The 13,288-nt window shown below is 39.3% G+C and carries 13 protein-coding genes and 1 tRNA gene; 6 read left to right on the plus strand and 8 right to left on the minus strand.

Translation table 11 applies throughout. The features are described 5' to 3' along the window. Positions 1 to 34: 34 nt before the first annotated feature. Entirely contained in the window at positions 35 to 754 is a 720-nt protein-coding gene (gene queC / locus RE471_RS08615) for a 7-cyano-7-deazaguanine synthase QueC (protein ID WP_309214443.1), read from the minus strand. Positions 755 to 776: 22 nt separating this feature from the next. Beyond that, complete coding sequence (locus RE471_RS08620; protein WP_309214444.1) at positions 777 to 1,712, minus strand: D-glycerate dehydrogenase; 936 nt, start codon at positions 1,710 to 1,712, stop codon at positions 777 to 779. Between the two features lie 82 nt (positions 1,713 to 1,794). Between RE471_RS08620 and RE471_RS08625 the strand changes: the two genes are divergently transcribed. Genes RE471_RS08625 through RE471_RS08635 form a run of 3 tightly spaced genes read left to right on the plus strand, consistent with a single transcriptional unit; the run spans position 1,795 to position 4,954 of the window. Then, positions 1,795 to 2,460: a DedA family protein gene (locus RE471_RS08625; RefSeq protein WP_309214446.1), complete on the plus strand. Its 666-nt coding sequence runs from the start codon at positions 1,795 to 1,797 to the stop codon at positions 2,458 to 2,460. Positions 2,461 to 2,490: 30 nt separating this feature from the next. After that, entirely contained in the window at positions 2,491 to 3,720 is a 1,230-nt protein-coding gene (locus RE471_RS08630; protein WP_309214447.1) for an MFS transporter, read from the plus strand. 1 nt (position 3,721) lies between these two features. Further along, positions 3,722 to 4,954 (plus strand): MFS transporter, encoded by a 1,233-nt coding sequence (locus RE471_RS08635; RefSeq protein ID WP_309214448.1) that lies wholly within the window; start codon positions 3,722 to 3,724, stop codon positions 4,952 to 4,954. A gap of 28 nt (positions 4,955 to 4,982) precedes the next feature. On the opposite strand, the gene RE471_RS08640 is transcribed toward RE471_RS08635, so the two are convergent. Further along, a complete protein-coding gene (locus RE471_RS08640) occupies positions 4,983 to 5,582 on the minus strand; it encodes a 2,3-diphosphoglycerate-dependent phosphoglycerate mutase (RefSeq protein WP_309214450.1) in 600 nt (199 codons plus the stop codon). A gap of 158 nt (positions 5,583 to 5,740) precedes the next feature. Between RE471_RS08640 and RE471_RS08645 the strand changes: the two genes are divergently transcribed. Beyond that, positions 5,741 to 6,130: a hypothetical protein gene (locus RE471_RS08645; protein ID WP_309214451.1), complete on the plus strand. Its 390-nt coding sequence runs from the start codon at positions 5,741 to 5,743 to the stop codon at positions 6,128 to 6,130. A 1,031-nt stretch (positions 6,131 to 7,161) separates the two neighbouring features. Here RE471_RS08645 and RE471_RS08650 read toward each other — a convergent pair. Next, positions 7,162 to 7,998, minus strand: a complete 837-nt coding sequence (locus RE471_RS08650; RefSeq protein ID WP_309214453.1) for a hypothetical protein — start codon at positions 7,996 to 7,998, stop codon at positions 7,162 to 7,164. 324 nt (positions 7,999 to 8,322) lie between these two features. Between RE471_RS08650 and RE471_RS08655 the strand changes: the two genes are divergently transcribed. After that, positions 8,323 to 9,498 carry an MFS transporter gene (locus RE471_RS08655; protein ID WP_309214454.1) on the plus strand — a complete coding sequence of 392 codons (1,176 nt, stop codon included), beginning with the start codon at positions 8,323 to 8,325 and terminating at the stop codon, positions 9,496 to 9,498. A 56-nt stretch (positions 9,499 to 9,554) separates the two neighbouring features. Here RE471_RS08655 and RE471_RS08660 read toward each other — a convergent pair. After that, positions 9,555 to 9,629, minus strand: a tRNA-Arg gene (locus tag RE471_RS08660). Between the two features lie 90 nt (positions 9,630 to 9,719). Here RE471_RS08660 and RE471_RS08665 point away from each other — a divergent pair. Next, entirely contained in the window at positions 9,720 to 10,430 is a 711-nt protein-coding gene (locus RE471_RS08665) for a J domain-containing protein (RefSeq protein WP_309214456.1), read from the plus strand. A gap of 1 nt (position 10,431) precedes the next feature. Here RE471_RS08665 and RE471_RS08670 read toward each other — a convergent pair whose 3' ends face one another. Genes RE471_RS08670 through RE471_RS08680 form a run of 3 tightly spaced genes read right to left on the minus strand, consistent with a single transcriptional unit; the run spans position 10,432 to position 13,214 of the window. Beyond that, positions 10,432 to 11,661 (minus strand): MBL fold metallo-hydrolase, encoded by a 1,230-nt coding sequence (locus RE471_RS08670; protein WP_309214457.1) that lies wholly within the window; start codon positions 11,659 to 11,661, stop codon positions 10,432 to 10,434. Between the two features lie 6 nt (positions 11,662 to 11,667). Further along, positions 11,668 to 12,441, minus strand: coding sequence for an S-methyl-5'-thioadenosine phosphorylase (locus RE471_RS08675; protein WP_309214458.1), 774 nt, complete (start codon positions 12,439 to 12,441; stop codon positions 11,668 to 11,670). A gap of 44 nt (positions 12,442 to 12,485) precedes the next feature. Then, positions 12,486 to 13,214: an asparagine synthase-related protein gene (locus RE471_RS08680; protein WP_309214459.1), complete on the minus strand. Its 729-nt coding sequence runs from the start codon at positions 13,212 to 13,214 to the stop codon at positions 12,486 to 12,488. Positions 13,215 to 13,288 lie beyond the last annotated feature (74 nt).

A 13,288-nucleotide genomic window follows, 5' to 3' on the forward strand; every position in this document is an offset into this window, starting at 1 on the left:
AATTATTATTTCAGGCTAATTAAATATTTTCAATTCAAAGTTTTCCATGGGATTTCAGATACTTGAAATAAAAATCCGGGTATTCTTCATATTCTATATCATCAAAATCGCCTGCTTCCATGAATCCCTTCAGCCTGAGAATGCATGAATCACATCTGCCACAGGCTTTCTCCCTCCCATTATAGCATGACCATGTCAGTTTATAGGGCACTCCCAGTTTTCTCCCAAGTTTTACTATATCTGCCTTTGTGAGGTACTGCAATGGCACATTGATCTTAAATCCCTTTTCAATGCCATATTCTGTTCCCAAATTCAGCGTCCTTTCCATTGCATTATAAAAATCTGGCCTGCAATCGGGGTATCCTGAGTAATCTATGGCGTTTGCGCCTATGAATATGGTGCCTGCCCCTATCACCTCCCCATAGGCCGCTGCAAGTGAAATGAATATTGTATTCCTTGCAGGCACATATGTAACGGGTATGCTGCCATCTATTGAATCGATGCCACGCTCCGGGACTTCAATATCGTCTGTGAGGGCCGACCCACCGATCTGCCTGAGGTTTATATTGACCTTCTTTAGTTCAAGGCCGTAATAGCTGCAGATTTTTTCAGAGCTCTGCACTTCCCTGGCATGCCTCTGGCCATAATCAAAGCTCAATGGAAAAACTCTGTAGCCATGATCTAATGCATAGGCAAGAACCGTGGGCGAATCAAGCCCTCCTGATATTAAAACCACTGCTCTTTTATCTTCCATGGTACCCTATGTTTATGTAATATTATAATTTATAGAGAGGCTTTTTTCCATTCAGCACATTAAAGAGGTTTGTTACAGCTGTTTCTGCCATTTTCTCCCTGGTTTCATATGTTGCACTGCCCAGATGCGGGGTCATCACAACATTTTCCATTGATGCCAGGGGATTCCCGCTGTCAACCGGCTCATTCTCGAATACATCCAGTGCAGCACCCCTGATAATATGGTTTTCCAGGGCCCTTACAAGGTCATCCTCATTGACTACTTTGCCCCTTGTGCCGTTTACCAGAAATGCTGATTTCTTCATTTTTGATATTCTTTCGTAGTTCATGAAATGGAAGGTTTCACCGTTGAGGTCCAGGGCAATCACCACAAAATCTGATTCAGAAAGGAGGTAATCGAGATCAACATATTCTGCATCTACGTTATGTATAGACCTGCTGTAATAGATGGCTTTCATATCAAATCCCTTAGATCTTTTCAGCACGGCATTTCCTATGCGGCCCATGCCTATTATCCCCAGGGTTTTCCCGTGAACCTCGGATCCCAGCATGAATCCTGGCTTCCATCCAGATTTCCACCCATCATGGCGTATCAGGCTATCCCCTGCGACAATGTTCCTGGCAGCTGCCAGCATTATTCCAAATATCAGGTCAGCAGTTGCCTCGGTGAGTACTTCCGGGGTGTATGTTACAGTGATTCCTCTGGATTTAGCGTATTCAACATCTATATGGTCATATCCAACGCTGTAGGTGCTTATTACCTTTAATCTGGATGCACAGTCAATTATCTCCCTGTCGATTTTCTCATTAAGCGTTACCAGGATGCCATCTGCATCCACTATGTTTGATAGGATCCACTGCCTCATATCCCCCTTGCCAGGAAAAATATGTATATCGAAATTTTCATGGCCATCAAGGTAATTTCCTGGAAGCTGCCTGGTAACAAGAATCTTCATCATGGATAATTATTATAATTTGGCTAAAGAATTTTTCCCATTGACCGTAAGTATTAATTATATATATTTCATGGGGTTAATTGACATGAGCGTAATTACTTCCATTACAGTTAGTTTAATAAAATTCGTAGAGGTCCTTATTATTAAACTTGGCTTTGCCGGTGTATTTTTCCTGATGCTGCTGGAGGGTATGCTCCTGCCCATTCCTTCTGAGGTTGTAATGACCTTTTCCGGTTATCTTGCATTTTATGGCCTCATGGATCCTCTGGGTCCATATCCATCAGTATTAATCCTGCTGCTTGCCGGGTCTGTGGGAGATCTTGTGGGTGCCTGGATTGCCTATGCTATAGGCAAGTACGGAGGTGACCCCTTCATAATACACTATGGAAAATACTTCTTCCTGAAGAGCGATACAATAGAGAGGACAAAGGCATGGTTCAGCAGATATGGAGACCTTTCTGTATTTACAACCAGGTTCCTGCCAGTATTCAGGACGTTTATTTCTATTCCTGCTGGAATAGCCACAATGGATTTCAAAAAATTTTCCATTTACACTCTTACAGGTGATTTGATTTACAACGCTGTACTGATTTATCTGGGCATACTTTTCGGGTCTCACTGGGAACTGCTCCTTAAGTATTTTGATGAATACTCCTATGTAGGCATAGCTGCCTTTGTTGTTGTTATAGTATACCTGGTTGTAAAGGTAATGAACTCCAGAAAAAAACGTAATATACCTTTAAACAAATAAATAATATACTAATAAAGAATATAGTTAATTATGTTTTCTGATTCTCCTGAAGAAGTAAACAAATCGTTTAAATACCTCATTATTTCAAGAGCCACCAGGAGTTCAGCCCTGATATTCGTTACACTGGCATTACCTCTTTACCTTCATTTTCTCCACTTTTCTGCCATATTCATTGGGCTTCTTTATATACCTATAACACTGTTCAACGTCTTCCTTACACTTATTCTTGGGAGACTTGGAGACAAAATAGGCTATTCAAGAATATTATTCCTTGGAGAGATATTTCCTGTTGTAGGCATGCTGTTGATTACAGTATCCACAAATATATACTTTATTGGAACAGGTGCAGTAATAGCCGGGATAACCGGAGGGGCAGGCGGTATGCGTGGTGCCTTTTCACCGGGGATGACAGCATTCGTGGCAAATAATTACGGTGCTGAAAAGAACAGGGTAGGCAGGCTTTCCCTTTTACTGGCGACGGCCTCGGCATTTTCAATATTCGGAGGCATATTCCTGAGCTCGTATGAATACATAGAGAACATAATAGGCGTTATTATGTTCTACCGCACATTTTTCTTTGTTTCTTTTATACTTGTACTCGCATCCCTTGTGTCATTATCAAGGCTCAAAGAATACAGAAGGCCGAAAAAAACAACAAGGGTTATGAAAAAACAGAGTTTCTGGTTCCTTATGAGGATTATTTTACCAAACAGCATCAACGCGGCTGCAATCGGGATATCAATGCCACTGCTTCCACTGCTGTTTGAGCTTAAATACCATGTGGACCCCAGCATGATCGGGTATGTATATACGGTAGGGTATGCTGTGACCGCAATAGGGTCTTATGTATCGGGAAAATACATAAACGGCAGGTTTGATTCCCTGAAAATAGCATCCATAGCACATATATTGCAGGGAGCACTTTTCATTGTCATTGCATTTACACCATTATTCTTCCTTGCTGGAATAATTTACGTGGGAAGGATGGGTATTGCCGGCATTGGGTCGCCAATGAGGGGTGCGATCAATGTTCGTGGAATTGACAAGGAGGATTATGGCACTTCAACTGCCGTACAGGGGGTATCAGGCAGGGCATCGCAGCTCACAAGTGGTGCATCCGGTTATCTGATGGATTTAAATTTCGCCTTCCCACTATTGATTGGAGGGTCGTTGCAGGCTATAGGTGGGGTACTTTATTACACCATGATAAAATCATGGCGCCCCGATAAGTATAATAATGCTGGAAAAGCAAAGGCGTGAAATGGATAGCATAGATAGGAGAGTCTGGTACCTGGGATTTACGCGTCTTATAAGGGCATCTGGAAGGGTATCCACATTTATATTTCTGCCACTGATTTTTGTGTTCATCTACCATATATCATTCCTGGAAACTGGTATAGTGCTGGGCATTGCAATACTGGTAATGTCCATAGTCCAGTATTATTCAGGCATACTAACCGACAGGGTAGGCAGGCGCGTATTCTTAATACTTATACCAATACCGGCAGGATTGCTATACATAGCCATGTATTTCACCGTACTCTACAGAATGCCGGCAATCCTGTTGATTCTGCTATTTTATTCTACCATCATAGTAAATGCATTGCAATATCCAGCAATACAGGCATCCATAGCTGATGTTACATCCCTGAGCCAGAGGCTATCAGGATATACCATTATAAGGGTTCTTGCAAATGCCGGTGCAGCCATTGGGCCTATACTGGGAGCCATTCTATCTGTTTACGGATTCCAGTACATATTCCTGCTGGCCGGAATCAGCACTTTCATAGAAATAGGCATACTTTATTTCAATGTAAGGGAAACATACTTTCCATCTAAGGCACTTTACCTTACAAAATCAGACATAAAACTTGCCTATAAAGATAGATTCTTCATAGTTTTCATTGTTATAGGCATACTTATGGCATTCATGCTCAGGCAGAGAGGTGCATCACTGACATTATACGCATTTGATTTTGAGGGGCTTCCCATTCTCTATTTAGCTTATATATACTCCCTGAATGGAATACTTGTTGTGCTGCTGCAGTATCCCATATTCAAGGTAATGAATAAGTCATCAAATCCTGTCCTGTTCAGGTCATTCGGGATGATATTTTACTTCCTCGGCTTTATTGTATTGATGTTTTCAAAGGACATATTGTATTTCCTGATTTCCATGGGAATCATGACAATCGGAGAGGATTTTGTTGCTCCCACAACACAGACCATAATCACGTCCATAGCCCCGGGGAATATGAAAGGAACATACATAGGAATTTACAATCTATTCATTAGTGCCGGGTCATTCTCCGGGTCCATAGTAGGGCTTTATATGTTATCCTACTATGAAAACCAGACCGCCATATTCTGGCTCATAATTGCACTGGGCAGCTTTGTGGTGGGCATACTTTATTTTGCCATTAATGGATCATTTCTGAAGAGAATGAACATTCAGGCAGCAAAGAAGCCATTAAGAAAAACCGCTGCAAAATAATATTGTATAAGAAATATATAAATTATAATCAGGAGAATATAGATTTTATTTTGTCATCAAGATTTATTGCACCCAGGCATAGAACCCTTAGTGGTTCCTTCCCTATTACTGTCATTGACGCATTTTTTATTGCCATGCCGAAACTATCCGCCTCTGAAAATCCAAGATAGTATGAGGCTATTGCCCGGATAGGATCGGAATGTGACACAAATATGTACCTTCCACGGTTATCATCCATGCATCCCTTCACACGTTTCCACAGGTGTTCCCAGGGCTCCATTTCCAGATTGTCCCTCATCTTACCGGTTATATGGGAATTCGGGTACAGCTCATCCTGAAATTCGGTAATGCGGTGGCCGTTTGCCTTTCCCAGATATACCTCTCTCAGGCGGTCGTCTATCTTTATGCTCAAGCCGGTATAATTGGATATTATGGTGGCAGTATCATAGGCCCTCTTTATAGGACTGCTTACTATACCGTCGAATTTAAGGCCACGCAGTTGCATTGCTGTCCTTTCAACCTGCTTTTTACCCTGATCTGTAAGAGAATTGTTTTCAGTATCGTCAGACAGTAGTTTTGCAACATTAATATCGCTTTCACCATGCCTGATGAATATGTAAGCTTTCATGGATAGTGATAAAACTGCCCTTAATAAATTTGTATATTATTAGGATTGCAACATGGTTATACTGACATAATTTGATGGTGCATCCATGGTATGCAACCATACTTGCCATATTATGAAAGGCACAGAAAACTATAATAGAATATAACAATTGCTGTACTATGGAAATTTTCAAAAAGGAAAGGATGATAACAACCACTAAAAGTATGGATGATCTTGTCAGGGCTTTTTCAACCTATCTTACCGATAACAAATGGAGAGTGCAGAGCAACATACAGCAGGACAAGGCTATACTTCAGGCACAGAAATTTGGCATTCTAAGGGGATTGGTTGCTGCTGACAGGGCACTTACGTTCGTATTTACACAGGATTCGGGGCAGATTAAGGTAGAGGTTGGAGTCGGGAGGCTCCTTGGGGATCTGGCTGTTACAGCCATAGAGGTTATCCTGATTTCTGAGATATTCATAGTTGTGGATATTCCAGAAATTGCATGGTCAGACCATGTGGAGAAGGAGCTTCTGGATGAGCTGCAGAACATAGCCAATCAATAATGAATTGGTTAATCCCGATTCTATCTCAGGAAGAATGCTTTTGCTATGAATCCATTTTGTTATGGGCCATAATAAAAATAAATCTTATAAATAAGAATAAAAGGCCTAAGAAGAGCGGATATATTATCCAATAGATGAACAGGTGCTGATACGATGCATTGTCTAATCTCTTTTCCAGAAAAAAGTTAAAAATTGCTATGGCAATCGGTTCATAAAAACCAGGGATACTGCTATTACATCGAATGATCTTTTTATCTCTTGAGTTAAAGTTGATTTCATACTTCTGATGTTGGATAGAGATTCTTAAATAAAAATATTTCCACTTCATGAGACATTGAGCATCGACCTCGTATAATAATTGTGTTTATCCTAACAGTTCCCTCCATCTATTTAATGGGATATTATCCAGGATTCATTCATTGCACTGATATATTTTTTAGAATAATTCCTTTTATAGTTGAAAAACGATTCTCTTCCATATCCAGATTCGATTCCAACATGATTGGCTTTGTGATTATAAAAAAGTGACTGAAAACTCTATTAAATAAAAACCTGAACGTAGTTATTTATATCCTATCTGGTTATAAAAATATATATCATATAAAAGGTGAATGGCAAGAACAGAATAGAAAAAAGCACCAACAATAATTCAAAAATTCTGTTATATTTTTTGGTATATTTTTTTATATCGCTCTTATTATCTAATATTTTGCCATCTATTTTGTTAAAACTATTATATATATTTATGGCAATAAATTCGTATATTGTTGTCAAATAAAAAAATACGTATATAAATGGTGTCCTGTCCCAAAGGAAAAAACTCACTATATTATTTGCTATATAAAATATTGATATCCTGATTAAAAGGCTTTTAGATCTTTTCATGTCTAATTGCAGTGGTTTGCCGGGATATATAATAAATTTTATATGATAAAGATCATGAAACCATTTATAAAATACCCCGAAAGTAATGAAAAAAATTACAGCGAGAAATACTATAAAAATAACATTCAGTCCGAATTCCATAAATCTCACCATGGAGGTTCTTCGAATGGATTCCATACACTTTTGTGAGGTGCCATGGCAAATAAGGGATTTTTACCGAATTTACCTCCGCCTATGGCAAGAGGAACATAGACCCCGCTACTATGCGAATCTGGAGAACCGGTAAATGCACCTTCTTCCCCATATGCACCTATATCATAAAAATGCCACCATTGTGTATCCCAGCTTACCCCCAGATCAAAATATACAGTGGGGTCATGCTGTGTATCTGCATATATGTTAAGTGCTACATAATCTGCAGCAAGAACTGCAATAACTGGTACGAGTGCTGAATCCGCCAGTGCGGCAAGAAAATCAGAAATTGCTCCTAGCAAGTTGCTACTTCCAGCAATTACTGCTTCCCCGAATACAGCAACTATATCAGCAGGTGAAGTTCCAGGAGATAATGCAGGAATCTTTATCACCGAAAGTACTGCTTCATGATTTTTAGGGAATTTATAATAGGTTCCTATGCAATCCCCAGAAACTTCCTTGAAATCCTTTGTACGCTTAACAGTCAAATTCAAATATATGCGATTTCCGTTTGAATATACGGAAACAATACCATAGTTGCCGGTTTTAACTATGTGCTGGCTTTGCATGTAATTACCACTGTAGATGAATGTGAGGTTCATATTAATTTCTTGCCTACCGAAATGATATGTATAATTTTCAGTCTTTATCAACGATTGGTTTTGACCGGTAGTTAAGTCTCCTATCTGTGCCTTATTTGAAACGTGCATATTATCTGCTGCTGGAACCAGTGCCAGCATGATAAACATAACAGCCACAAAAACACCTATTATTATCCTCCTTTTATTCATAATGATATCAATGCATGAATATATATAACAATATTAATAAATAGTTTATAAGTTAAACATTTTAACTAGTATAAACCTAATTATTAAATTCAAATAATAATCATAGAGAAATTTAATAGTCAGTCAAGAAAAAGAGCATTTTAAAAAGATGATGCATAAGTTCATAAATAACAATATAAGTATGTAGATGATTAACCATAACTTCCATACCTACACTCCATAGAAAGTACACGTGAAGTGATAGAGTAAATACTGTTTTTGTTGCCTTAATCTTATATAAATAAGGAATTTAATATATAATAAAAAATAATCTCATAAAGAAATATGGTTAAGGAATATTTTTTTGCATTGCCGGTTTACGCCTCAAGATTGATTTATGGAATTAACTGGTTTGCAATAACCCCGGCATTTATCCTTATAGAAAGCCAGCTCCATCTATCGGAGCTGGAAATAGGATTTGTTGCAACAAGTTTCTTTGCCGGACTCATGCCATTTCAATTTATCGGCGGCATTCTTGCCTCCAGGATTTCTCCTAGGTTTATAGTAATAATAGGATTGTTCCTGATCGGTTTATTCTCAATCCTGACAGGCGAATCGGAAAACTTCCTGGAAATCTTTATGTCACATATGTCTGTTGGAATTGGGAGCGCCCTGTTTTCATCCCCTGCACTGGCACTTTTATCGGATGGCCAGGATAGCAGAACTGTATCAAGGCGAACTGGGATATATAATGCATTATTCGGGATCGGATCTGGAATTGGTATTACAGGCTGGATCATTATTGACTCTATCACAGGATGGAGAATTTCCATGTTTATTTCCGGAATTCTGGCACTTGCTGTAATACCATTTATGTTTCGGTTCACAGAAAGTAACGGTACAGTGTATAAATCCAGGGACGTACCAGTCACTTTCAAAAAAATTATAATGAATAAATACAGGTGGATGCTGGGATTTTCAGCCGGTATCGGTGCACTGTCAGAAACAGTTATAGGTCAGATGTTCGTTTATTATTCTGAAAAAACAAAAATCATGAGTCCGCTGGATTCAGGTATTACAGTATCCATTTACTTTATAATGGGAATATTCGGAGGATACCTATACGGAAGACACTTCGGAATGTCCCATCATAAGACGTTTATTTATGTATTTACGGCTATTGTTACATCATTGCTATTTATATCCATTCCAGCTGTCAGTAATCTGTATATTTTGACGGGCGTTGTATGGATTATCGGTGCATTGACAGTTGCTCTTCTCACTATGCTCTATTATACAGTTATGTCCATAGATCGTAACAGCAGAAGCATGTCATTTTCCCTGGGATTCAATAATTTCATGCAGAAGATTATAGCAGTGGCTTCGCCGGCATTATTTGTATATATAGCATTGAATGCAAATTACTCATATTCCTGGTATATCCTGGGAATTTCCGGGCTTATTTTAGTATTTTTGTATCCCGGAATATATAAAAATTTCAACATAACCGGAACTGATTGAGGCATTGTTCTCCCGGGAAGCCTATGGGATTTGCAAGGTAAATACATTTTTCAATACGGGCTCGGTGGGATTTGGACCCACGATCACCGACTTAGAAGGACGGTGCCTTATCCATACTAGGCCACGAGCCCGCTTCCAATATTTTAGGATATAATATAAGTATTTCTATGGTGTCACCCTGTGGTGCAGATTTTTATACTTTATTCAAATGACCGGTTACCATGGCTGTACCAGATGACATACCATTTTCTGAATTCGGCAAACCGGAAAAAATTAAAAAAATCAACGGGCGCCTTTCCTTTGACAATGACCTGTACGGATTTCAGGGGAAGAAGGTCTATCAGTATATATTCCTTTACTGGATTTCAGACGATTCCATAGTAAACAGCGGCAAAAAGACTGTTAAAATATCAGTAAATGGAAATCTGCTGCAGCGAAAGGTCCTTTACAGGCAGAACGTTTTCGACAGATTCGGGGACACCAGATGGTCATTCAGCGTTGGAAATTCAATAAATAATGGTATGATACTGTGTTATTACCATAACAGGGAAGGGCACAAATCATATGCACACATATTCATTGACCCGGGATTGAAGAGAAAAGCTGCGAAAGCAGTGCAGGAAACACTTGTAAATGCGGCCATGAAATACGGGATGGCCATAAGAGAGGGATATGTATTCTATGAATATATAGACAGCGAGAATTACAGGGATTCAAACACCGTGGAAGAACACAGTAATGATGAGGACCTGTTCAGCATCCTGGAAATTGATCCTACAGATAATCCAGAATTGATAAAAAACGCATACAGGAGAATGGCGAAGTTATACCATCCCGATCTAACCACACCTGAAAATGAGGAGGAATATTCAGAAAAAATGAAAAATATAAATTATGCCTATGAAAAATTATATAAAAAATATTATAGATAATTTACTGAACCTCAAATTCATGCCCGTTGAACGGTAATATGAATTTGTATTCCGGCAATGATTCCTGAAGTTTTTCCCTCTGGTCGCCGTGGCATAATACAACGGTTTCAGGATCCACTCCCTTTATGAATTTTACAAGGTCAGAATGTCCCGCATGTGCAGAAAGATCGAAGAAATCTACTTTCATTGCAGGTTTTATTGTTGCACCGGCAATCTGGATGGTCCCGTTTTCTATAAGGCTCCTTCCATTTGTGCCATCAACCTGATATCCCGTAAGGAATATTGCCGATTTGGGATCTTCAGCGAAGGCGTCTATATATCCAAGCACCGGCCCGCCATCAAGCATTCCGGATGTTGTTATAATTATATCAGCTTCCTCTATTGCCTCCTTTCTCATTCTGTTGTTCCTTACCTGTATTACACGTCCCATTGATTTTCTGAACAGTTTAGGATCCTTTAGGAATCCAGGGGTATCCATGTATATTCCTGATATCCTGTTTCCCATGCCGTCCACATATATTCTGTAGTCCATATCCCTGAGTGTCATGATCATTTCCTGGGTTCTTCCTATGGCAAATGTGGGTAAAATTACTCTTCCGCCGTTTTCGATGGTTTCCCTTATGCTGTCCTTGAGCCTCTGGATAACCTCATCACGATCTTCATGATCCCTGCCGGCATAGGTGCTTTCCATGATCAGTATATCTGTTTTCACAGGCTTTGCCCCGTATAAAAGATTTGTGTCCCTTGTGTAAAGGTCCCCTGTGATCATGAAAGATTTAGAATCCTGGAACCACCACATTGATGAACCTGGAATGTGCCCTGCACTGTGTGCCACTGCCGTGAGATTGTCCACCTGGAATGGCTGCTCATACTTTGCAGTGACCATAGACTTGAAGAGGTTGTCAACATCCTCCTCATTGAACATCTTTGTATAGTTCTCCAGCCTCATGATTTTCAGTGAATCCATAAGTATTGGCTTTATGCTGTTGGCTGTCATCGCCGTGGCATGGAAATTTGCCTCGAAACTATGGTAATACACTGGGAGTGCACCTGTGTGGTCCAGATGCGCATGTGTCAGGAATATGTCGTTCACCTTTTCAGGTGGCATTGGATATTCCGGTGGCTTTTCCGGCTCTATGCCGTAATCTATCATTATCTTGCTCTGCTTATCCTCTATCTTTATTGCCAGTCTTCCGACTTCTTCGGCTCCGCCGAGAAATTTTATTTTCATTTTATATCACGCTTTTGCATTTTCTAATCTCAAAGAACATTTGCAATTCCTTTGACCGTTAATTTGTGGAACTAGATTATATAACATTTTTGATACCTTTTCTTCGCTTTCCTTCATAATCTGCATTACATCTGAGGCTTCCACTGCCTCATCCTTCCATGCATCGTAATCTGTAACTGTTGCAAGCATGCCATAACACATGGACATTTCAGCTGCCAGGTTAATTTCCGGTACAAGAGTCATTCCTATTATATCCGCGAAATTTTTAAACATCTTTGATTCGGACCTTGTTGAAAATCTGGGTCCCTCTATACACAGATAAGAACCGCTTCTGTGAACCGGGTAAGATAATTTTTTGCCGGTTTCATATGCTTTTGCACTTATATCGCTGCAGAATGGGTCTGCCATTGATATATGGTAAACATCAGGGCCATTGTAATATGTTAATTCCCTGCGTTTTGTAAAATCTATAAACTGATCAGGTATAACTATATCTCCAGGATGGTATTCCTCATTGAGGGACCCAACAGCATTCAGGCCTATAATACGCTCAACGCCTAGTTTATGCATTGCGTATATATTTGCCTTATAATTTACCATGTGTGGTGGAAAAGTGTGTTTCTTCCCGTGCCTGGGCAAAAATGCAACTTCTACCCCGTTTATTTCCCCTATTTCAACGGGAGCTGATGGTTTCCCATATGGTGTTTCAACATCAATTGTTTTCTTGCTTTCCATTATACTGTAAAGGCCACTGCCTCCTATTATTCCTATGTATGTCATTGTTTATCCCATTAATTATATGTTACTATATCTCACAATAATATTTATTCATTTCTAAATATTTTATCATCCTGCCTTAAAAGAAATTTATTAATGCCTGATCCATACTGGGCTGCTGTTTTGTTCCTGGAATATATTTCGTCCGGCATATTAATTTTCTTTGCTATTTCGCGGAGGATTATCTTATTCCTCGTATCACTTATATTGTCATCCCTGGTTATATTGTGCCTCATTCTAAGAATTCCCGGGGAAAGGTAAGGTGTAATAAGTTCCTTTCCGTAATATTCTGCCATTTTCTTTTCCCTGGGAATAGTTACATTGAAAAGCCTGTTCATGTATGTATCGTTTTTCAGCCTGGGATTATCTATAAATCTACGATACCCATAGAATATTTCATCCGCTCCCTGGCCTGTTACAACGTATTTCTCAGGTATGAAATCCATGAGTATGAAAAGGACAAGCTCATATCCCATTTCCATCCTTGTAATTTTTGGATCTATTTGCTTCAGCTGTGCTGCATAGCTCTGGATATCAATATCATCCAGTATTATTTTCTTTACATGGATATTTAGAATCATTGATGCCTCATCGGCATTTTCTATATCCCTTGAATCTGAAAAGCCTAGGGTATATGGTATGTATTTGTAACCCGAAAGTCCAAGAAGAAGAGAGCTGTCTAAACCGCCTGAATACGCAATGGCGCACGGCAGATTTGCAGTTTTCTCAACTGCCGCCTTTAGCTCTTCATAAACATCTTCAACTATATTCTGCATATGTTTTATTATTCTTATTGATTATTTAAACTTAAGGTTATAGCAACTGGCAACTCAAGTAAAAACTACAGGAC

Origin of the sequence: Ferroplasma sp., from assembly GCF_031200575.1 — an archaeon.
In the GTDB taxonomy this organism is placed as follows: domain Archaea; phylum Thermoplasmatota; class Thermoplasmata; order Thermoplasmatales; family Thermoplasmataceae; genus Ferroplasma.

Coding starts and splice junctions, on each gene's coding strand:
- RE471_RS08630 (WP_309214447.1), top strand. CDS start 2,491: ATGTTTTCTGATTCTCCTGAAGAAGTAAACAAATCGTTTAAATACCTC.
- queC (WP_309214443.1), bottom strand. CDS start 754: ATGGAAGATAAAAGAGCAGTGGTTTTAATATCAGGAGGGCTTGATTCG.
- RE471_RS08650 (WP_309214453.1), bottom strand. CDS start 7,998: ATGAATAAAAGGAGGATAATAATAGGTGTTTTTGTGGCTGTTATGTTT.
- RE471_RS08670 (WP_309214457.1), bottom strand. CDS start 11,661: ATGAAAATAAAATTTCTCGGCGGAGCCGAAGAAGTCGGAAGACTGGCA.
- RE471_RS08680 (WP_309214459.1), bottom strand. CDS start 13,214: ATGCAGAATATAGTTGAAGATGTTTATGAAGAGCTAAAGGCGGCAGTT.
- RE471_RS08635 (WP_309214448.1), top strand. CDS start 3,722: ATGGATAGCATAGATAGGAGAGTCTGGTACCTGGGATTTACGCGTCTT.
- RE471_RS08640 (WP_309214450.1), bottom strand. CDS start 5,582: ATGAAAGCTTACATATTCATCAGGCATGGTGAAAGCGATATTAATGTT.
- RE471_RS08645 (WP_309214451.1), top strand. CDS start 5,741: ATGGAAATTTTCAAAAAGGAAAGGATGATAACAACCACTAAAAGTATG.
- RE471_RS08665 (WP_309214456.1), top strand. CDS start 9,720: ATGGCTGTACCAGATGACATACCATTTTCTGAATTCGGCAAACCGGAA.
- RE471_RS08675 (WP_309214458.1), bottom strand. CDS start 12,441: ATGACATACATAGGAATAATAGGAGGCAGTGGCCTTTACAGTATAATG.
- RE471_RS08620 (WP_309214444.1), bottom strand. CDS start 1,712: ATGATGAAGATTCTTGTTACCAGGCAGCTTCCAGGAAATTACCTTGAT.
- RE471_RS08655 (WP_309214454.1), top strand. CDS start 8,323: ATGGTTAAGGAATATTTTTTTGCATTGCCGGTTTACGCCTCAAGATTG.
- RE471_RS08625 (WP_309214446.1), top strand. CDS start 1,795: ATGAGCGTAATTACTTCCATTACAGTTAGTTTAATAAAATTCGTAGAG.